General features: G+C 40.0%; 22 protein-coding genes. 9 read left to right on the forward strand and 13 right to left on the reverse strand.

Going from position 1 to position 17,465, the window contains the following annotated elements; all coding sequences use genetic code 11:
* Position 1: 1 nt before the first annotated feature.
* The 7 genes from traM to RM539_RS15170 are packed head-to-tail and all read right to left on the reverse strand — an operon-like array spanning position 2 to position 5,991.
* Positions 2-934 (reverse strand): conjugative transposon protein TraM, encoded by a 933-nt coding sequence (gene traM, locus RM539_RS15140; RefSeq protein ID WP_311504257.1) that lies wholly within the window; start codon positions 932-934, stop codon positions 2-4.
* 22 nt (positions 935-956) lie between these two features.
* Positions 957-1,577: a conjugal transfer protein TraK gene (locus tag RM539_RS15145; protein WP_311504258.1), complete on the reverse strand. Its 621-nt coding sequence runs from the start codon at positions 1,575-1,577 to the stop codon at positions 957-959.
* 17 nt (positions 1,578-1,594) lie between these two features.
* Positions 1,595-2,419, reverse strand: a complete 825-nt coding sequence (locus tag RM539_RS15150; RefSeq protein ID WP_311504259.1) for a hypothetical protein — start codon at positions 2,417-2,419, stop codon at positions 1,595-1,597.
* A 19-nt stretch (positions 2,420-2,438) separates the two neighbouring features.
* Entirely contained in the window at positions 2,439-3,020 is a 582-nt protein-coding gene (locus RM539_RS15155) for a conjugal transfer protein (RefSeq protein WP_311504260.1), read from the reverse strand.
* 4 nt (positions 3,021-3,024) lie between these two features.
* The gene (locus tag RM539_RS15160; RefSeq protein WP_311504261.1) at positions 3,025-5,430 is read right to left on the reverse strand and encodes a TraG family conjugative transposon ATPase; all 2,406 of its coding nucleotides are present in this window, start codon (positions 5,428-5,430) and stop codon (positions 3,025-3,027) included.
* Positions 5,408-5,701, reverse strand: coding sequence for a hypothetical protein (locus RM539_RS15165; protein ID WP_311504262.1), 294 nt, complete (start codon positions 5,699-5,701; stop codon positions 5,408-5,410). Before RM539_RS15165 ends, RM539_RS15160 begins: the two co-directional genes overlap by 23 nt.
* The gene (locus RM539_RS15170; RefSeq protein ID WP_311504263.1) at positions 5,701-5,991 is read right to left on the reverse strand and encodes a hypothetical protein; all 291 of its coding nucleotides are present in this window, start codon (positions 5,989-5,991) and stop codon (positions 5,701-5,703) included. Before RM539_RS15170 ends, RM539_RS15165 begins: the two co-directional genes overlap by 1 nt.
* A 571-nt stretch (positions 5,992-6,562) precedes the next feature.
* Between RM539_RS15170 and RM539_RS15175 the strand changes: the two genes are divergently transcribed.
* The gene (locus RM539_RS15175; protein ID WP_311504264.1) at positions 6,563-7,330 is read left to right on the forward strand and encodes a class I SAM-dependent methyltransferase; all 768 of its coding nucleotides are present in this window, start codon (positions 6,563-6,565) and stop codon (positions 7,328-7,330) included.
* A 135-nt stretch (positions 7,331-7,465) separates the two neighbouring features.
* On the opposite strand, the gene RM539_RS15180 is transcribed toward RM539_RS15175, so the two are convergent.
* The 5 genes from RM539_RS15180 to RM539_RS15200 all read right to left on the reverse strand — a co-directional run bounded on the left by RM539_RS15180 (position 7,466) and on the right by RM539_RS15200 (position 11,127).
* Positions 7,466-8,128: a P-loop NTPase family protein gene (locus tag RM539_RS15180; RefSeq protein ID WP_311504265.1), complete on the reverse strand. Its 663-nt coding sequence runs from the start codon at positions 8,126-8,128 to the stop codon at positions 7,466-7,468.
* Complete coding sequence (locus RM539_RS15185) at positions 8,112-8,726, reverse strand: hypothetical protein (RefSeq protein ID WP_311504266.1); 615 nt, start codon at positions 8,724-8,726, stop codon at positions 8,112-8,114. The genes RM539_RS15180 and RM539_RS15185 overlap by 17 nt, the downstream gene beginning before the upstream one ends.
* Before the next feature lie 86 nt (positions 8,727-8,812).
* Positions 8,813-9,097 carry a helix-turn-helix domain-containing protein gene (locus RM539_RS15190; protein ID WP_311504267.1) on the reverse strand — a complete coding sequence of 95 codons (285 nt, stop codon included), beginning with the start codon at positions 9,095-9,097 and terminating at the stop codon, positions 8,813-8,815.
* 450 nt (positions 9,098-9,547) lie between these two features.
* On the reverse strand, positions 9,548-10,471 hold the full coding sequence (locus RM539_RS15195) for an oxidoreductase (protein WP_311504268.1): 924 nt from the start codon (positions 10,469-10,471) through the stop codon (positions 9,548-9,550).
* Positions 10,472-10,479: 8 nt separating this feature from the next.
* A complete protein-coding gene (locus tag RM539_RS15200; RefSeq protein ID WP_311504269.1) occupies positions 10,480-11,127 on the reverse strand; it encodes an NAD(P)-dependent oxidoreductase in 648 nt (215 codons plus the stop codon).
* 60 nt (positions 11,128-11,187) lie between these two features.
* On the opposite strand from RM539_RS15200, the gene RM539_RS15205 reads away from it, so the two are divergent.
* From RM539_RS15205 to RM539_RS15215, 3 genes are all read left to right on the forward strand, one after another.
* Positions 11,188-11,742, forward strand: a complete 555-nt coding sequence (locus RM539_RS15205) for a TetR/AcrR family transcriptional regulator (RefSeq protein WP_311504270.1) — start codon at positions 11,188-11,190, stop codon at positions 11,740-11,742.
* A 111-nt stretch (positions 11,743-11,853) separates the two neighbouring features.
* Positions 11,854-12,594 carry an SDR family oxidoreductase gene (locus RM539_RS15210; RefSeq protein ID WP_311504271.1) on the forward strand — a complete coding sequence of 247 codons (741 nt, stop codon included), beginning with the start codon at positions 11,854-11,856 and terminating at the stop codon, positions 12,592-12,594.
* A gap of 21 nt (positions 12,595-12,615) precedes the next feature.
* Positions 12,616-13,530, forward strand: a complete 915-nt coding sequence (locus RM539_RS15215; protein ID WP_311504272.1) for a helix-turn-helix domain-containing protein — start codon at positions 12,616-12,618, stop codon at positions 13,528-13,530.
* 57 nt (positions 13,531-13,587) lie between these two features.
* Here the strand turns inward: RM539_RS15215 and RM539_RS15220 are convergent, their stop codons facing one another.
* Complete coding sequence (locus RM539_RS15220; protein ID WP_311504273.1) at positions 13,588-13,941, reverse strand: winged helix-turn-helix transcriptional regulator; 354 nt, start codon at positions 13,939-13,941, stop codon at positions 13,588-13,590.
* Positions 13,942-14,045: 104 nt separating this feature from the next.
* Here RM539_RS15220 and RM539_RS15225 point away from each other — a divergent pair, with 104 nt between their 5' ends.
* The 5 genes from RM539_RS15225 (at position 14,046) to RM539_RS15245 (ending at position 17,356) form a co-directional block, all read left to right on the forward strand.
* A complete protein-coding gene (locus RM539_RS15225; RefSeq protein ID WP_311504274.1) occupies positions 14,046-14,675 on the forward strand; it encodes an NAD(P)H-dependent oxidoreductase in 630 nt (209 codons plus the stop codon).
* A gap of 10 nt (positions 14,676-14,685) precedes the next feature.
* Positions 14,686-14,985 carry a putative quinol monooxygenase gene (locus RM539_RS15230; protein ID WP_311504275.1) on the forward strand — a complete coding sequence of 100 codons (300 nt, stop codon included), beginning with the start codon at positions 14,686-14,688 and terminating at the stop codon, positions 14,983-14,985.
* A 218-nt stretch (positions 14,986-15,203) separates the two neighbouring features.
* Complete coding sequence (locus RM539_RS15235; protein ID WP_311504276.1) at positions 15,204-15,953, forward strand: SDR family NAD(P)-dependent oxidoreductase; 750 nt, start codon at positions 15,204-15,206, stop codon at positions 15,951-15,953.
* Positions 15,954-15,975: 22 nt separating this feature from the next.
* Positions 15,976-16,404, forward strand: coding sequence for an SRPBCC family protein (locus RM539_RS15240; RefSeq protein ID WP_311504277.1), 429 nt, complete (start codon positions 15,976-15,978; stop codon positions 16,402-16,404).
* A gap of 40 nt (positions 16,405-16,444) precedes the next feature.
* On the forward strand, positions 16,445-17,356 hold the full coding sequence (locus RM539_RS15245; protein WP_311504278.1) for a helix-turn-helix domain-containing protein: 912 nt from the start codon (positions 16,445-16,447) through the stop codon (positions 17,354-17,356).
* Positions 17,357-17,465 lie beyond the last annotated feature (109 nt).

The raw sequence follows: 17,465 nt of genomic DNA on the forward strand, positions 1-17,465 counted from the left end.
TTTAGAGTTCCGGTTTAAGCAGTAATTGATAGCGATCGGTAATACTTACCTTTATATTGCGGTTATGTTTTTGAAACAGCCTGGTAAGTCCCCCTACCTGGGGAACCGTGGGAATATTGATTTCCCCCAGTACATCATCCAGGGTTTCCCTTGAAGCCTCTGCCCGGAAATTATTTTCCACGTAGATCCCTTCGCTGCCATCCTGAATATCATAAGCTTTTAGGGAAACCGGCAGGTGCATTACCTGCGTAATGGAAAGCATCACACGGTTAGGTCTAAAACTGACAAAGCCATACACCGGCTTGAGCCGCTGCAGGTATTCCCCTCCTATCCAGGTGTCTTGGCTTAGCCGCATGCGCAGACGCGAATTCGCCCGAACCAACTGTTGCCCGTCTACAAAAACATGAATAACAGCATCCGTTTTGCCGCTCATCAAAGTCTGATGAACAGTTGTACTGCTAAAAAACAGCTCCTGGGCCAGGGCCAGTTCCACGGCAGAAGTTCCTTCTGTTTTGGAAGCAGCTGATTCCGCAGGAACAATCTGCTGCTTTTCCGGCAGAGCACCTGAAACACTGTCCTTAGCATCTTCACGGTTAAAACTCCAGGAGTCCATCGTCCATGTTTCCTTTTCAGGTATAGAATCCGCCAGGATCCTGTTTTGAGCCTCCGACCACTCCTGCTGTTCCTCTTCGATTTCATCATAAAGGCTCGGGGCCAGGGACGGCTTTTGTTCCTGGAGATCATTAATGGCCTCCAACCTGGAATTATAGAATTCAGATTCCTCTTTTAACTGCGGTACTTCCGGATCGGAAAGCACCTCCTGTTCCTGTTCTTTGTCACTTCGAAAAATCATCAGGCTATAGGAAAGAATAAAGACCAGGACACAAATCAGTATGGAGCCAAATACTACTTTTTTCTTATCAATTTTCATCATTCAAAATTTTCAAATAAAACATCTATTCTACAGGAAGTTTGTGCAAACGCGCTTCAAAAAAGTCCGTAATAAGCAGCCCGTGGGTATTCTCCGGAAACCGGCGTTCCACGGGCAGCAGTTTCCCTGTTGTAATAAGTTCATAGGTATCCTCAATCATTCCCCGGTTAATGCGGAAAACCGTACGGGTACGAAAGGAATAAGGTGCCTGGTCCAGCTCTACTTCCGACTTCACGGTATCGATTTGCTGAACAAGGGCATATTGCAAAATCCGGTTATATACCCCATCTGCCCTTTTCTGGCGATACACATTATCCACAGTGCTATTTCCCAGCCATAAGGCTTTTTCAAGCTGCTCTTGGTAGCCAGCCGGGGAAAGCCCGTAGAAGTAACGGTGAAACAATTCCAGGTGCGCAAGGGCTTCCACTTTAAGGTTATCCCGGCGCAGCTGCCAGCTTAGGGGAATAACTTCTCCCCTGGTATTAATAGCAAAGGCATGCTCTACAGCATCCCGATGCATTTTGTAGACCAGAAATCCTGAGAACATACAGGCGCAAAACGCCCCGATACTTACGCTGATACTCACCAGGCGATTGAGTTTCAGCACCTGGAAGATATTACGATAAGGAGAAATTTTCTTAGACATAAATGATATATTAAAGGTTAGGAAGTAAACAATCTAAGCGTAAAGGAGGTGGCCCGTTTATAAAGTTTAAACTTCAGGAGCACAATAAAAGCTATGGATCCAGCTTCCACCAGGTTGATAACGACCTGGTTCTCTGAAGCGCTGCCCAGCAGGTTCTCCCAAAAACTGGTATTGATTTCCCGGTAAAGCTCGTTGATAAAAACATTCACCAGGAAAAATGCCGGCACCAACATATATACCGCGACATATAAACGAAAAAAGGAATAGGCCATGGAACGGAATTTTTCAAATACCGAAAGGCTGATGATCAGCGGAAAAAATACCTGCATAATCCCCAGGATAAAAAAACGCTCTGCCAGAAATAAAGGGTAGATAAACAAATCCAGGATCCACAGGAATACCCCGACAATAAACGACAGCACTTTCACGGAATATAGCGGGGTAAACAGTGCTTCATAAAGAGCCATCATCGCTTTGGTCATCACATCAAAGGCACCGGGATCATCTTCAATTTCCATTTCCTGCAGACGCAGGGGAACCAGAGCGGGAGCCGTCTCCATGAACTGCGATTCAATACTCACCAGTAACTGATCCAGCAATCCCAGGATTTCGGATGCACATAGTACGAGCAGCACTACAGTTAAATTCCGTACCAGGTCTACCGGACGCAGTCCCCAGGTAATCCCGTCCTTATCCACCATGCCTTCCTGGTATTTTTTAAGGATGTTGACCAGGAATAGGAGCACAGCAAGGCTTTTCATCCCCAGCATGGTATATTCCATAAAGACATTGGTCTTTACCGTCTCAAATACGGCATTTACATATTCCAGTCCCAGCTCCATTGTTTTATATCTTTAAAGGTTACCTCCCTGTCTGGCGGGAATTCAGCTGCTCCTGCAGCTGGCGAAAAGCAATAATATCACGGTAGCGCCTAAGCTGCCGGTCTACCTGTAGCAGCAGTTCCCGGGACATTTCTTCTTTTTCATTAAGTATTTGTGTCCGGTCCGCATCGGTCATTTTCAGGAAATCACTTGAAAGCACCTGGTCAATAAAATCCAGATCTCTTAGTGAGAGCTCTATAATGGCATCAAAGGAATTGGAGATCCGGCTGAATTCCTCCGGGTGGATATATGGCGAATTCAGTATCTCCCGGACATCTGTACGCAGCCTTTCATAAAGGCGCTGATGATTTCGGGTGAGTTCCCTCACCGCTTTCAGCTGACGCACCACCGCATTGACTTTTTCAATATTCTCTTTTTGCTTTTTTAGGAATTCCACGGTTTTTAAAAGCTGTGTAGTCTGTTTGGCGGATTCTATCAGGGATTTGGCCAGGCTGATAAAGTTGGTATTATCATAAACCGGCATCCCCTGGCAGGCGGCGCCTGCGGGTACTAGCAGGGCCATTGACAGGGCCAGTCCAAAAATTTTGTTTTTGGTTTGCATCTTATTAAGTTTTAGTGTTGATATATTCCGTGATGGCGCGTTCCATATCGCCTGTCTTTTCATAAATAGCCATGATGGCTTCGTTTTCAGCTCCATCTGTCAGGTATGCCGCGTAGGCTTCCGGGGGTACTTCCAGACGAAAAATATTGCTCTCCTTCCCTATCTTGATAAAGACTTCCGTATACTTCCGGGGGCCACTCAGGTTATTGGTAATCGACTTTAACTGGTTCAGGTCATGGGCGGAAAATTTTAACCTGGCTACCAGGTCCTCGTAGCCTTTTTCATTGCGCAGGCTGTAGATCACCTGGGTATTTTCGAGAATACTCGCGGCGGTGCTATTGGCCGACAACTGGTTAATAGACTGCAGGATGATCCCGATGGCACCGTTTTGCTTGCGGATGGCCTGGTAATAGAATTCCACGCTCTCCAGCACGTTGGCGAATTTGAGTTGCTTGGCAAACTCATCAAAGAGGATGATGCCTTTTTCGCTGCGGTTGCTCCAGATAGACCTTTGAATTGCTGTTTTGATTAGTTTCAGCATAATAGAAAGGATTTCTTTATTATCTCTTACTTCATCAAGTTCAAAAATAATCAGACGCTTCTCTTCCAGGCGGTAGGACTGGCCTTCCTGCTGACGAAATAAATAACTATACAGGCCGCTGCCCACGTACTCCGACATGATATGGAGGAAACGCTGAAGCTCAAAGTAGCCGGGGTGAATACCCAGGCGTTCCAGGATATCTTCCTGTTCCCGTTCTATAAACCGGTAAAAACCCTCCAGGTGGTGTGGGGAAGCCACTGAATTGTAATACGCCTGTAGCAATTTCTTTAAGGCCACGGTTTCTTCCTTGGCCCCGGAAACTCCCGAGGAGAGTAACTCCAGTACAAACACCGCCAGCTCTTCCAGGTGTTCCGGGGCAGGGCGGGTAGCATTGGGCAAATAAAAAGGATTGATCCCAAGAGATTTGCCTGGCTGGTACCGGAGCACTATGTACTGCCCGGGATAGAGTTTGGCAAATTTAGCATAAGATCCTCCCAGGTCAATGATTACCAGGCGCAGACCCTGTTCAAAATACTGGCGGAGGATATTGTTGGCCAGGAAGGATTTGCCTTCCCCGGTAGGCGCAAAAATGGCAAAATTACGGGCCCTGATCCTTCTTTTTTTCTCATCCCACACATCCTTTACTACCGGGATATTATATTGCCGGTCATTAAAGACCACCCCCCGGGGGTCAGATTTATAATTCCCGCTATGCAGCCATAGGCAAAGGGCATGTTTTAAATCGGTTACATACAGGTCATCATTGGAAAAATTAGAGGTAAAGGCAAAAAAGCTATTTAAAAAATACTGCTTTCTTGCTCCCGCTATTGGCGCGTAAGGTCTTATGTCAAGCTGTTTGCAGATGGCCTTTATTCCCGCGGCAATGTCCTTCAACTTATTGGGGTCCCGGTGCCAGTAAAGAATACTGAGTTGTCCCCGGATGATCCTGGTCTGTTCATCATGGTTGATAGCATTTAGTACCGACCTGATCTTCTCCAGTACCACTAAATTCTGCGTCCCGAAATTGGCACTTTTCTTCAGCGCCTCCATTCTTTTCTCCAGCTGTTTGCGCCAGAGGATGGTATCGTCAAGGATGAGTAACTGGTTGACGATATGGTTCTCATAAAGCTCCAGGCCGAAGCCATCAATAAAACCCTGATGAAAGCTGAATTCCTCCGAAGTAAAATGTGTACCCGGGCGGCTGGTCTGCAACTGGTCCCCGAAGGCGGTCTCATGTTGTACAGCCATTACATCCATGTAATGTTCTCCTACCTGGATATGCTGATCACCCAGCAGGATATCGGTATCCACGCCTTCATTAAACCCGTTAAAATAATCATGAGCAAAGGAAATCACCTCCTCCTCTTTTAAAGGAATTAGGCTGAGTCTTTGACTTTGATTTAGAAAATGCACCACATCCTGTACGGCCGTCTGGAACCGTTCAAGCAGTTCATTTTCGCCGGAGATTACTTTCTTACTGACCGCTTTAAACGGGTTCACATATTTTGTATGATTAAAGCTTTTATTACCTGGCCAGCAAAAGAAAAGATAACACCGGTGCTCCAGGAACTCCCGCCCTTCAAAATGTTTCCGGGTGGCTTTTTCCAGGAAAGAAGTTCCCGGCAATTGCTCCGTCTTATACTCCTGCTTTTGGTAAACATCCTGTTTATGTACTATACACCGGGAAGGAAGGCTTTTCAGCGCCTGAAACCAGGTGCCGTGTAGCGTTTCAAAATCTTTTTCCGAGAGGGAATACACTTCCGGCAGTTCCACGGCGTAGCCCAGGATTATATTACCATTGGAGGCGAATACCAGGTTATCTGATACAGCGGCCAGCGGGGGCTGCTTATACAGGTTCATTACTTTCATCAGGATAAGGATTAACAGGTTTATTACTGATCAGCTTAGGAAATACACAGATGAAGGTGACCCTGCGGGTCAAACGGGTATAATGAAGAAAACCAAAGTAAAGCCCGATATTCATTACAATAAGGACAAGGATCATCAGTAAATTAAAAGCAAAAATGGCAATCAACAGGGAAAGCACTAAGACGGCGATCTGCACGGCAAAAAGCAGTAAGGGCAATCCCATGATCAGGGCTTCTTTACGGATATCCCGGTAAGCGATATAGCGTTTCATCAGACCGCCATTGTTACGAGGTAGGTGAAAATACCAACCACAGCACCGGTAATCAGGACAAACACCAGTACCCTGCTAACCCCTTTTTTAAGATCGGTGTTTTCCCCGAAAAAATGCCCGGCATTAAACAAGAAGCCCACCAGGAAAATCACCCCCAGAAGCACTGGGAAGATTGCACGAATGATATCGGAGATCTCCTGTACGGAATTTTCTATACCACCGATTTGCGCAAAAGCAGGGACAGTCACAAGGAAGGCGCCTGCTAAACTGAAATAGTTAATTTTTTTCATCACTTTAGATTTAAGTTAAACTGCTGATTATCTGATCTCAAATTAGAAAACAGCGGAGATATATAGCTGAAAATCATAAAGTTGTGAACAACAATTCCTTTGATGTTATTTGTATTCAAAGGAGTTCAAAGCCATATAAATTTATGGCAACCAAAACCTAAAGCTGTTAATAACTGAAAAACCTTATCCTAGATAATAGTGGCAAAACGGCAGATTCCGGCAGGAACAGCAGCGAAGAAGTTTAGAACAGGAAAGGATTATCCGGTAGCGCATTGAAAATATTATTTCCTTTTGCCCGGCATAAATGGTGCTGGATTTTATAGACAATTCCGGCTTGGTGAGATCTTGTAAATATTATTTATGAACAAGCCCTGGGAGAAAAAGCATTTACTAACAGCGTTAATAAAGATTAGATTTGAGTAATTGCTAATCCCAATAGAATAGTTAGTTTGGTTATTGGAAAAAAGAAGGTAACCACATAATGCAAAAGATTTGGCTTGTGCCTGGCGGAACCATACTACCTCTCTGAACCCAATCCTAAATATAAGTAGCCAACTTTAACAGCAAATATATGAGCGCAATGGATAATAATTGGAATGCAGAACTATACATGAATAAACATTCTTTTGTATACAATTATGGTGAATCTCTGGTCGACTTATTAGATCCGAATAAGAATGAAAAAATTTTAGATTTAGGTTGTGGTACCGGTGAATTAACCAATCAGATTAGCAAACTATCAAAAGAAGTTATTGGAATAGATAAATCTCCGGAAATGATTAAAAGTGCAAAAGAAAATTTTGCAACTATTAATTTTCAAATAGGAAGCGCTGAAAACATAAAATCTACAGAAGAATTTGATGCCGTTTTTTCTAATGCTACGCTACATTGGGTAAAAGATTATCAAGCTGCTATTCAATCAATTTACGAGAGTTTGAAGCCGGGAGGAAGATTTGTAGCGGAATTCGGTGGAAGAGGTAATGTAGAGACAATTATATACAGCTTAAGAAATAGTTTAGCTCAAAATGGATATCTAAAACAATCTCAGACTGAGATTTGGTATTTCCCTTCAATTGGAGAGTACACTTCAGCGTTAGAAAAACAAAATTTTAAAGTTAAATATGCCAAACACTACGATCGTCCCACGGAATTAACTGATGCTAAATCCGGCATTAAAGACTGGTTAGAAATGTTCGGAAAGCATTTTTTCGATAATGTCTCAAAAGAAGATGTAGATCAAATAATATTAGAAACTGAAAAGGCTTTAAAACCTTTATTGTTCAAAAAAAATAAATGGTATGCTGATTATAAAAGATTACAAATTATAGCTTATAAATAGCATACTTGCCAACAAAGAACTGATGTATCAACTTATATTACATAAATTTCTGATCCAAAGAAAATTTCTGATTATGGAGGGAAATGTATAAAAAATGTTTAATCCTATCATACGAAACAATCGCTTTGATACTAATCATGCCCGTTTATCCCGGGTATTCTTTCCAAAGGCAATAAGATTAAAAAATTCCCGCATCCTGCTACGTACCCTATTGCCATAGATATCTTCCAGTTCTTCCGCATTAAGATTTGTAGTCGCATGTGTTTTGATCCGGCCTTTACTGGCCAGGTACAGTTCATAACGGGAAAGCAGTACTTCGCCCAGCACATTACAGTCTTTACCATAGTGGCGGCCAATAGGCTCCACTCCCAGATCATCAAAACAGAAGCACCCGCTATCACCGTAATCCTCAATGGTTTTATAACCTAAGTGATTAAAACTGAAGACAACATTTCGGCTGGGGATCATTTCATAATGGCGACTGCCCGGAACCAGATGACGTAGAAGTTTCATCAGGCTTGTTTTCCCGCAACCTACGGGCCCGCTAAGCAACAGGCCTTTTTTTAAATCAATTCCAAGAGCTTTACAGGTATGAGCATCACGAATAGTGTAAGCGCACAGCTTGCGCAACACTGGGCGATCCGATTTATGTATTTTGAAATTCCCTCCGAACAGGAGTTTGCCTTTAGCATCTAGATAGATCAGGATTCGATGGAAGTCATAATGCACGGTAGTTCCGTCAAAATCTCCAAGAGAGTATTCCACTCCGCCTTCGATTATTTTAGAGGGATTCTCCATAATTTTTATCTTTTGTAGTTTTCAGGTGGTCCCAAGGTTTACTTGTACCTGTTCCTCTACGGGACGCTTTAATTTCCTTTCCGGGGTTTTGTAGCTTTAGCATCCATTTTTCAGCTGCACTGCACCAGTCCAGGATTTCACTTCCACTACTCATCTTCCACCCTACTGCCTGATAATGTTTAAAAAAAGTAAGTGCCTCCTGTATACCACAAGAACGTTTTTTAAAAAAATCAATAACTTCTTTCTCATGGGCGGGCTTTTTCCCTTTGGATATGTTTTCTTGTTTAATACTGTTTATAGAAGGTACCACCAGCTGTCCTTCCCCGGGACGGTAGTTGTCCTCAAGTTGTTCTGTCTTGGGAGGGTAGCGTTCCATAGTCGATTCATAAGCTGTCCCGAAAACAGTCATCATGATCTTACTCCCCTTGTAGGGATTATTTGAAGGAAAATAAGAAAGGTAGTTCCATCTATCCAGCTCCCTGACACAGCGATGATAGGTGGATTTAGCACCGATCTTAGCAGCATTCATCATCTCCCTGCGATTGATAAAAAACGTATCGGCAAAACGGCTACTATTCCATTCCTGGAATAGCGCCATATACAGGCTGATATGAGATGGATTGAGCCGATCATCAGAATAAAACAGCTCAAAGGCCAAATTAAGTTGACGAATATAATTCATGATCAAAAACCGGAATTATGCTGGATGCGATGTGCATCCATAAGCTTCTGAACATCAGCGGCCTCGTAATAGATAATCCCTCCAATTTTAGTGTAAGGCAGGGTTCCATTGCTACGCAAGGTATGGAGGGTTCCAGAGCTAATCTGTAGAAACTCCATCAAATCTGAAGATTTAAAATACTGCTTTAATGTTCCGGAGGACTGTTGGTCCAGTAAGATTTTAATTTCTTCGAGCAGTTCCATTTTAAACTCCCGAAGATCATCTGTGTTGATAATACTTGTTGGCATAAGAATTTGTTTTAAATAATCCCACCGCCTCCGGATCCGATCTTCATTGGAAGCAGTGGGATTGGTTAAAGAAACTTTCAGGACAAAGCTGACAAGGATGAGGGAGAATCTTTCGTAGTGTGTGTCGTACTACGACAAATTTTAACACTATTTATTTAGCAGGATTTATGGCTATTTTAAAGGATTTGACAACCTTAAAACCAGTGATATTTTAAGCAAATTGTTCATCAAAAGCCCTTGTATTTTCCCGGAGAGAAAATCGTAGTACGAAAGCCTTTAACAAAAAAAAGAGCCAATTGAAATTACAAATGGCTCTTATGGAACGATAAAATTCAAGAGTTCGAATAGATTATAAAATTAAAGCTCCTGACGCTTTATGTACTATAACAGCTAATGGATTTTTAAAATTATCATTTTAGCTATTTTAATGAGCTTCTATATCAGTAAAAATTATTCTTTACCAGAACCAAAGGGATAGGTAACTCCTGTTAATCCTTTGGCTTCATTCCAAAGCCGTTTAGCTGTATCAATATCTTTAGCGCGTAATGGAATTTTGGCTTTTTCGGGTTTTCCTGTCAATTCAAAAAATCCAGATGGACCCCAGTAAGAGCCATTTTCAACAGTAGGATCACAAGCCGCTCTAATGGTAGGTAAAGCCGCTTTTTCCGGTGGATGAGAAATTAGGGGAGTAAGAATGTACTTCATTAAAAAACTGCTTGATCTTTGTAAATTGGTTGGCGAACCACCCGGATGTGCTGCTACGGAAATGGAGGAAGAGTTTATATTTTCTAATCGTCTTGCCAGTTCTTTGCTGAAGATCAAATCTGCTAATTTGCTCTGGCCGTAGGCAGGCCATTTTTTATAGTCTTTACGTTCACTTTGCAAGTCCTCAAAATCTATTTTTCCAATTCTTGAAGCCAGGCTGGATAAGCTTACAACTCTGGAATTTTCAGTTTTTAGCAATGCAGGCATTACAAGACCGGTAAGCGCAAAATGACCTAGAAAATTAGTGCCGAATTGAAGTTCAAATCCTTGCTTGGTTTTGGAGTAAGGTGGAACCATAACCCCGGCATTGTTTATTAAAACATCAAGTTTTTCATAAGTTTTATTGAAAGCTGCAGCACATTTTCGAATGGAATCCATATCTGCAAGATCAAGTTCTATTACAGATAGTTTTGCTTCCGGATATTCCTCAAGAATTAAATTCTTTGCTTTTTGGGCCTTTTGCATATTTCGGCAGGCCATAATAACCGTGGCTTTCTTTTCAGCAAAAAATTTAGTGGTTTCAAATCCGAGGCCTGAATTTGCTCCGGTTATAAAAATAAGTTTCTCGCTTAAATTTCTATCGATTGTAAAATCAGTTTTTGTCATCATTATTCATTTTATTTTCCTACGTGAATAATTTGCTTGTTCCAGCTCAAATCTTCAACGGCTCTTACCAAATGGAATGCACAGGTTTTTATGCTAATTCTTTTTAATGGAGAAACAGCAATATTGGGTGCTGCTTTTACCGACTCTTCAATTTCACCTTTAGATTGTAAACCTGCAGGTCTCACAATTACCCACTGTAAAGAACTCTTTTGCACAAATTTCTCGGCTATTATTTTATCACTTACTACCTTTCTATATACTGCTTTGATAAGTTTGAGGACCAGTCGGTTTATAAGCGGTTGCTTTTTGCCTTCAGATTGAATGATACCGCTCATCATCACAAATTTTTCTATATTATTTACCTCGCAGGCTTGAACAATATTGGCAGTACCTTCTGACATTAATGTTCCTGGGTTAAAGTCATCGGCAGGACCTATACAGCTAATCACAGCATCCGCATTTTTAAATGCCTGAATGAGGCTGTCATAATTCAGTACGTTCCCTTTAACGACAGACAATTTATCTGAGGCTTCAACTTTCTCAGGATTTCTAACCACTGCAACTACCTCATAACCTTTACTCAAGACTTCATCTACCACTGCCCCGCCTGCAAGTCCGGTAGCCCCAACAATAGCTATTTTAATTTTTTCACTTTCCATTTTATTACTTTTGACAAAATTAGTAAATTTGTCAAGAACTGTAAAATAATTAGACATTTTATGAATGATAAGAGGCGAATTATTATAAATGCCGCACAGCAGCTTTTTTTAAAATATGGGTATACCAAAGTAAATATGAGTGATATAGCTAAAGCCTCACAAATGTCCAGGCCTTTGTTATATACTGTATTTAATGGGAAAGAAGCTATTTATGATAGTGTGATAAGAAAATTGGCGGATGAAATCACTCAGAAGGTGAAACGAGAAATTGAAAAAATTGATGAACCTTTAGAAAAATTGGATAAAGTCTTTCAACTATGGGTGTTGGAATTACAAGAAGAACTCATCAAATCTGATGAAGCCAGGGAACTTTACGAAAGTACATTTCCATTCGTACAGGAAACAATGAATGAAATCACTCAGATGTTTATAAAAGATATAGAAAACGTTCTGAAGTTTTTACCAAAAGATAGTTTAAACGGGGGTTTAAGCCCAAAGCAATTAGCAGGAATTTTTGCCGAAGCCATATCTGGATTTAAGAAAAATGGTAAGACTATAGAAGAGGTTGAAGAACAAATTAGACTATTGGTACAGGCGACTATTAAAAGTGAATGATTATTTACCGTGGATAAAATATTCTGCAAACCTAACTACAACATTTACGAATTGAGCTACTTTTTCCAACCATAGTAACTAGAAATTTGTATCTCATCTAAAAAAAGAATTATGGAAGATCGAATTAATGGAAAAGTAGTTGCTATAACAGGAGCCAGTGGTGGAATTGGAAAATCAATCGCTATAAACCTGGCTGCCAAAGGAGCTAAAGTAGTTCTCGCCGCGCGTAGGGAAGAAGAGTTAGAGGAAATTGTAGAAAATATTATTAAAGATGGCGGAGAGGCAAGCTACGTAATCGCAGATGTTCAAAATAGAGCAGACTTAACCAAATTGGTTGACAAAGCCGTAGCTGAATTTGGAAAACTGGATGTGATGGTGAATAACGCAGGAATTAGTCAGTTAAGTCAGATTGATGAACTGGATGTGGAAGGCTGGCAGCAAATGATCAATGTCAACCTGAACGGAACTTTATACGGAATGGCAGCCGCGATACCCGTATTCAAAAAACAAAAATCCGGACATATCGTAAATATAATTTCTACTGCCGGCCTTACCATAACTCCTACAATGGGCGTTTATGCAGGAACAAAAAATGCGGTAAGGACGATTGCTGAAGCTTTTAGGCAGGAATCGGATGGATCTATCCGAATTACCGGTATTTCTCCTGGTTTTGTGGATACCGCTTTTGCAGAAAACATTAAGAACGACCAGATGCGAACCGCTATTTTAAAAAGCCGTGATGAAATTGCCATAAGCCCCGATGCGATTGCTGATGCTGTAGCCTATGCTATAAGTCAACCCGAAGAAGTGGAAATTGGTGATATTGTGATTAGACCAGCGGTTCAAAACTAAATATAGTTTATCTTCAATGTTATGGGAGCGAGTAATTCAGAAATAAAACATTTTAAGAGCATATCTGCATTGATGCGCTATTTGGGATTGCCCGCTCCACAACACCCTCTTTTTGCGGTGGTAGATTATAACAAAACACCACAACAGGAGATAGACAGTGAGCAAAAATTATGTGTTGATTTTTATAAAATCTCATTTAAAAATACCTTCAGTGGAAAGATAAAGTATGGGCAGGATTATTACGATTTTGAAGAAGGTGGAATGGCATTTTTAAAACCTGGCCAAATTGTTACGCCCTATGAAAATTTAGAAAGCTATGAGGGGTATGCGCTGTACTTTCATCCTGATTTTATTAGGAAGTATCCGCTGGGGAGTGAAATAACGAGCTACGGATTCTTTACTTATCACATTTCGGAGGCATTACATTTGTCGGCCAAAGAAAAAGCGATAATAAAACAGTTATTACAGACGATAAATGTAGAATTAGAAGAAAATATCGATCATTTTAGTCAGGATGTGTTAGTCTCACAACTCGGCTTATTGTTAAGCTATAGTAAGCGTTTTTACAACCGGCAGTTTATTACACGAAAAATTGCTAATCACGAAATTATTCATTCTCTAGATCAAATTTTGCAGCAGTATTTTCAAGATAAAAGCGGATTGGATAACGGCTTGCCTTCAGTTACTTTTATTAGCGACCAACTCGGTCTATCCCAACGCTATTTGAGTGATCTGTTACGCGTGCTCACCGGCAAGACTACGCAGCAATACATTCAGCACCAATTAATAGAAAAAGCAAAAGAATTATTAAGCATCTCATCGCTTTCTGTTGCTGAAGTTGCTTATCAGCTTGGTTTTGAACATCCACAATCCTTTAGCAAGTTATTTAAATCAAAAACCAATCATTCCCCTACTGAATTTAAAAGTTTATTTTAACTAGGATAAGTTTTATAAATAGTTAAGCCAATGCCGATTAATTTTATTTACTAAACCTTATGAATTAATAATTCTTTCTCTATGTTTTAGTCCCCAATCTGCAATTACTTCCGTGAGATCTTTAAGTGATGCTCCGTATTCGGTTATTTCATATTTTACAATTACAGGCTGTGTATCCAATACATTCCGCTTGATCAGTCCGTTCATTTCTAAATCCTTCAGTTCCCTACTTAGCATTTTTCCTGAGATTCCGTGTACTTCTTTCAACAATTCGGAATACCGCATAGGGGTAAAGCATAAACAGGCAATAATGGAAACTTTCCATTTACCATTCAGTACATCCATCGTATCGTGGATCGCCATAATTTTTTGCCCGCATTTCTTAATGGGATTCTCTTCAGTATGTTTCATAGGTTGCTACTTGGTTACTCAAATGTCACTATTACTTTTTGTCACAAAGTTACAAATATAAACAGCCTTTACTTATGTTTACCAAAAATTAAAATATTTAATATATGAGATTAATAGAAGCTTTAAATTGGCGGTACGCAACTAAAAAGTATAATGATACCAGAGTAAGCGAGGAAAATATTGAACAAATAGTTCAGGCAATTAATTTGTCAGCTTCATCCACTGGCCTGCAACCGTACCGTTTATACATTATTGAAAACGAAACATTACGAGCGCAACTGGGAGAAGACTCTTTTAACAACCAGATTATTAATTCTTCACACCTCCTGGTTTTTGCTGCCTTTAATGATGTAACCAATAAGCATATTGATGATTATATGCAACGTGTGGCTTCTGAAAGAAAGATTCCCCTGGATACATTAAATGAATTTAAAGCCGGCTTAGCGAACTTTTTTTTGAATAATACTTCTGAAGAAAATACACAATGGGCTATAAAGCAAGCTTATATAGGCTTAGGTACTGCCTTAATTGCTGCAGCAGAGCTTAAGATTGACGCGACACCTATGGAAGGTTTTGATCCAAAAAAATTTGACAAGCTTTTAGGTCTGAAAGAGAAAGGTTTAACGACTGCGGTGATTATGTCTATTGGCTACCGTGACGAAGAAAAAGATTCCATAATAAACCTTAAAAAAGTAAGATTGCCTTTAGCTGAATTTGTAACTAAAATAGACTAACAGATCAATTATGATTATTATAGCAGGAAACGTTTATGTAAGCTCGTCAGATATAGAAGCTTTTGTGAAAGAGGCGCGAGAAACCATTCCTTTGGGACTTAAAAATCCGGGATGTGTTTCCATATCATTCACATTAGATGATAAGAGCACCGGAAGTATGCTGGTTCTTGAGCGTTGGAAAGACCAAAAATCATTGGATAAGCATCTGGCCCAGGCAGAGGTAATTTCCTTATTTAAGAAATGGGGATCAAAAATGAAAAACGAAGTGAAGAAATATGATGCTACAAATGAAAGAGATCCAAGGGATTGATTTATTTTTTTGATAAACCCCCTACAATTTTAAATCTCAAGCCTTTTTAGAGGTTGAGTCTAAAATGAATGGATGTAGGGGAAAAAGTTGCCGACCTCAGATTTCATTATGTAATCATAGGATTTGAACACATATATCCCGTGCTATTCCACTAATTTCATAACTGATTTAATTGCTTGAACGAAAGCGTGAAAGCAATTCATTTAAAATGATGAGTTATGAAAAAATTAGTTGAATTAAACGGAAAAGTAGCTGTGGTAACAGGATCGGCCACCGGAATAGGAAAAGCTATCGCAGAGGAGCTTGCCACTACAGGTGCTTATGTTATAGGCATTGATATTAACAGACAAGAAAGTGATAATTCATCCGAAATTGAACAGATACAATGCGATCTTGCTGATGAAATTAGCGTTAAAAATTGTTTTGAAGATATCAACAAACGGCACGGTGGGGTTGATATTTTAATTAATAATGCAGCATTAGCATCAGCACTAACCCCTAAACCTTTTGATAAAATCGATCCGGAAGAATGGTCCCGGGTTTTAACCACAAATACCCTTGTGCCGTTTCTATGTAGTCGTGCGGTAGTGCCACATATGCGTGAAAAAAAGTGGGGACGTATCGTTAACCTTACTTCGGCTACTACTTTTATGGGAACTCCTTTTTTATTGCATTACGTATCCAGTAAGGGAGCCATTGTTTCTATGACCCGATCCCTCGCAACAGAAGTTGGTGAGGACGGAATTACGGTCAACGCTATTGCACCCGGTATGACAATCACAGAAGGGATTGAAAAAAATGATGGCTTTTCGAAGGAAATGCTGGATCAAACTGTCCAGGTGCGCAGCATCAAACGTGAGGCAACGCCCAAAGATATTGTAGGTTCTTGTCTTTTTCTTGTGAGTGAAGCTTCAGAATTTATGACAGGTCAAATCTTAACGGTAGATGGTGGGTATACTTTTCATTAATTAAAACTTTTAAATCTAAATTATGAGCGATACGCCCTTAATAAAAGAGTTTATATATAATGTTTCAATCGATAAAGTATGGCAGGCCTTGACCTCTACTAATCAAATGAAAATATGGTATTTTCCTCAACTTCAAAAATTTGAACCTAAAGTTGGGTTTAAGTTTCAGTTTGAAGATGATAATGCTCAATATCAAAAAGAATGGGTGGTTACCCGGGTAGTGGAAGGAAAAGCATTAGCCCATAATTGGGCCTATCAGGGATATTCAGGAAATTCAGAAGTGATATTTGAATTATTTTCAGAAAAGGAAAAAACAACAAAATTACAAGTCACCCAAACAGGTTTAGGCAGTTTTCCAGATCATCCTCATTTTAAAAGAGAGCGTTTTGAATGGGGTTGGGATCATTTGCTTGGGGAAAATTTAAAGCAGCTTCTTGAAAAGAATATTTAATTTTAAGATGGTATATTTATATATCACATTTTAGCTCAAAATGAAGGGATACAAGACACCATATGCGTTTATATCGATTAGCGAATATCATAAGTTTAGGGGATTGCCAGCTCCAGAACATCCGCTAATTAGCGTGGTAGATTTTGAAGACCTAATCCTTGAAGAAGATGAGCCCTACAGTATCACTTCAAACTTTTACTCCATCGCATTGAAGCGCCACCCAAATACTACTTTGATATACGGGCAGCAACAGTATGACTTTGATGATGGGGTATTGCTATTTCTGGCACCTCGGCAAGTATTCGGTATTAAAACAAATAGTCTAGACAACCCTAAAGGATGGATGCTAATGGTTCATCCAGACTTCTTTTGGGGATCGTCCCTTGCCAAAAAAATAAAAGGTTATGAATTTTTTAGTTATTCGGTTAATGAGGCTCTTTTCCTTTCTGAAAAAGAAGAACAAACCCTCAATGCCATTGTTTCTAATGTTGAAAGTGAATGTAGCAACAACCTTGACCGGTTCAGCCAACAGATCATTATTTCCCAAATTGAAACACTATTAAATTACTCAGAACGCTATTATGAGAGGCAATTTTTAACCAGAAAAGTAAGCAGTCACCAGATATTGGAAAAGCTGGAAGACTTGCTAAATAATTATTTCAAAAATAATAATCTGAAATCTTTAGGTTTGCCTACAGTTCAATTTGTTTCAGATCAACTAAACTTATCGGCAGGTTATCTGAGTAGTTTGCTGAAAGCTCATACGGGACAAAGCACTCAGCAACATATCCATCAAAAGATTATAGAGGTGGCGAAGGAAAAACTCTCTACCACTAATCTTTCCGTAAGTGAGGTAGCCTTTGAACTGGGTTTTGACTACCCACAATCCTTTAGTAAATTGTTCAAATCAAAAACAGAACTTTCCCCTACACAATTTAAACAATCATTTTAGGTTTGGTTAAATATAATCTGCGGGCAAGGAATTTATTAATTGTTTTTCAACGTCCATAGTGAAAATGAAATTAGAGAAGAGTGTATCAATTTTATTAGGATAGCGCTAT

It is taken from the genome of Autumnicola musiva (genome assembly GCF_031846585.1).
In the GTDB taxonomy this organism is placed as follows: Bacteria; Bacteroidota; Bacteroidia; order Flavobacteriales; family Flavobacteriaceae; genus Autumnicola; species Autumnicola musiva.

Bases quoted from the DNA above. Each gene is read 5' to 3' on its own strand.
- RM539_RS15150 (WP_311504259.1), bottom strand. From the start codon at position 2,419: ATGGAGCTGGGACTGGAATATGTAAATGCCGTATTTGAGACGGTAAAG.
- RM539_RS15210 (WP_311504271.1), top strand. From the start codon at position 11,854: ATGGAAGATCGAATTAATGGAAAAGTAGTTGCTATAACAGGAGCCAGT.
- RM539_RS15220 (WP_311504273.1), bottom strand. From the start codon at position 13,941: ATGAAACATACTGAAGAGAATCCCATTAAGAAATGCGGGCAAAAAATT.
- RM539_RS15205 (WP_311504270.1), top strand. From the start codon at position 11,188: ATGAATGATAAGAGGCGAATTATTATAAATGCCGCACAGCAGCTTTTT.
- RM539_RS15180 (WP_311504265.1), bottom strand. From the start codon at position 8,128: ATGGAGAATCCCTCTAAAATAATCGAAGGCGGAGTGGAATACTCTCTT.
- RM539_RS15235 (WP_311504276.1), top strand. From the start codon at position 15,204: ATGAAAAAATTAGTTGAATTAAACGGAAAAGTAGCTGTGGTAACAGGA.
- RM539_RS15175 (WP_311504264.1), top strand. From the start codon at position 6,563: ATGAGCGCAATGGATAATAATTGGAATGCAGAACTATACATGAATAAA.
- RM539_RS15200 (WP_311504269.1), bottom strand. From the start codon at position 11,127: ATGGAAAGTGAAAAAATTAAAATAGCTATTGTTGGGGCTACCGGACTT.
- RM539_RS15195 (WP_311504268.1), bottom strand. From the start codon at position 10,471: ATGATGACAAAAACTGATTTTACAATCGATAGAAATTTAAGCGAGAAA.
- RM539_RS15160 (WP_311504261.1), bottom strand. From the start codon at position 5,430: ATGAAAGTAATGAACCTGTATAAGCAGCCCCCGCTGGCCGCTGTATCA.
- RM539_RS15165 (WP_311504262.1), bottom strand. From the start codon at position 5,701: ATGAAACGCTATATCGCTTACCGGGATATCCGTAAAGAAGCCCTGATC.
- RM539_RS15155 (WP_311504260.1), bottom strand. From the start codon at position 3,020: ATGCAAACCAAAAACAAAATTTTTGGACTGGCCCTGTCAATGGCCCTG.
- RM539_RS15170 (WP_311504263.1), bottom strand. From the start codon at position 5,991: ATGAAAAAAATTAACTATTTCAGTTTAGCAGGCGCCTTCCTTGTGACT.
- RM539_RS15245 (WP_311504278.1), top strand. From the start codon at position 16,445: ATGAAGGGATACAAGACACCATATGCGTTTATATCGATTAGCGAATAT.
- traM (WP_311504257.1), bottom strand. From the start codon at position 934: ATGATGAAAATTGATAAGAAAAAAGTAGTATTTGGCTCCATACTGATT.
- RM539_RS15185 (WP_311504266.1), bottom strand. From the start codon at position 8,726: ATGGCGCTATTCCAGGAATGGAATAGTAGCCGTTTTGCCGATACGTTT.
- RM539_RS15190 (WP_311504267.1), bottom strand. From the start codon at position 9,097: ATGCCAACAAGTATTATCAACACAGATGATCTTCGGGAGTTTAAAATG.
- RM539_RS15240 (WP_311504277.1), top strand. From the start codon at position 15,976: ATGAGCGATACGCCCTTAATAAAAGAGTTTATATATAATGTTTCAATC.
- RM539_RS15145 (WP_311504258.1), bottom strand. From the start codon at position 1,577: ATGTCTAAGAAAATTTCTCCTTATCGTAATATCTTCCAGGTGCTGAAA.
- RM539_RS15225 (WP_311504274.1), top strand. From the start codon at position 14,046: ATGAGATTAATAGAAGCTTTAAATTGGCGGTACGCAACTAAAAAGTAT.
- RM539_RS15215 (WP_311504272.1), top strand. From the start codon at position 12,616: ATGGGAGCGAGTAATTCAGAAATAAAACATTTTAAGAGCATATCTGCA.
- RM539_RS15230 (WP_311504275.1), top strand. From the start codon at position 14,686: ATGATTATTATAGCAGGAAACGTTTATGTAAGCTCGTCAGATATAGAA.